The following is a 1,094-nucleotide window of genomic DNA, read 5'->3' as shown; positions in this document are numbered from 1 at the left end:
AGCCCGCACTTCGCCAATACTTTTTCCGTTAGCTGTAATTTTCTAAAAACAATACTTCTACAAATGAATATAAATAAGGAGAACTTAATTGAATTTATTACAACATTCAAAGAGAAAAATAAGATAAATGATTATGAACTATCAAAACTTCTCCATGTAAAATTATATGATTTAGAAGAGGTAATTAAAAATCCTGAAAAAACTCCTGACGAATTTTTGAAACAATTCACAATTCTTTTTCAAGTTGGGATAAAAAACTACAAAAAATTTTCAAAATCTGATAAAGAAAATATGTCTGAAAAAATAGGTGCTGTAACAATGACTGGAATTTCTTTAGCATCTATTTTTCCAATTATTAGCAGTTTGGGTATTTCTGGAGTTTCTGGAGCTGGAATTATGAGCGGATTAGCTACTATAGGTGCAATAGTGGGAGGAAGCTCTATTGCTGGAATTATTGTTATTGCATCAGTACCAATTGCAGCAGGAACAATAGGATATTTTGGCGTAAGAAAGATAAATGAATTAAGAAAACACAAAAAAACATATGGAAAATAAAGAATTTCTACAAACTCTAGTTTGGGTAAAAAACTATTTACAAACATTAGAAAATCAGAAAAAAATAAGTTCGGAAGAAATTCAAAAACTAGTTTATTATATTTCTTTCGAATTAAAATTAGAAATAAATACAATCGAAAAATTAAGTGACCCTTTACCATTCTTTTTTTACGACCATGAACAATAAAGAATTTGCATTATACCTCTGTGGTAGATTATTTGAATTAAAAAATCAGAAGAAAATTCTTTTTCAAAGTCTCGAACCAATTATTAATTTGCTTGAAGATAGAATTTGGTTAATTAATCGAGAATTAGAAAAAGAAAACCGTGAAATTGACTGGAATGATATTGAAAATTTTCAAGACGAAAATTTGGATGATGACTATTGGGAAGTAAAAAGAAGAGATTTTATTAGAAGAAGCAATAACGACGTTGATTTTGATCAACAAGGTGATATATGGTAATTGCAAAATAAAAACTACAGCTAACATTGTATTGGCAAAATGCGGGGTTAAATATAAAGTAGAAAAAGTGGAAAT

General features: G+C 28.1%; 3 protein-coding genes. All 3 read left to right on the top strand.

The window, feature by feature from the left end; all coding sequences use genetic code 11:
* A partial coding sequence (locus AC5XHR_RS13735) for a hypothetical protein (protein ID WP_495951347.1) occupies positions 1 to 555 on the top strand: 555 nt, incomplete at its 5' end.
* Positions 545 to 742, top strand: a complete 198-nt coding sequence (locus AC5XHR_RS13730; protein WP_495951346.1) for a hypothetical protein — start codon at positions 545 to 547, stop codon at positions 740 to 742. The genes AC5XHR_RS13735 and AC5XHR_RS13730, both read left to right, overlap by 11 nt.
* On the top strand, positions 732 to 1,019 hold the full coding sequence (locus tag AC5XHR_RS13725; protein WP_495951345.1) for a hypothetical protein: 288 nt from the start codon (positions 732 to 734) through the stop codon (positions 1,017 to 1,019). Before AC5XHR_RS13730 ends, AC5XHR_RS13725 begins: the two co-directional genes overlap by 11 nt.
* The last annotated feature ends 75 nt before the right edge of the window (positions 1,020 to 1,094 follow it).

It is taken from the genome of Kaistella sp. CFF1-2 (assembly GCF_059509915.1).
The sequence above is the reverse complement of the archived record's forward strand: the minus strand, read 5'-3'. Positions and strand labels throughout refer to the sequence as shown.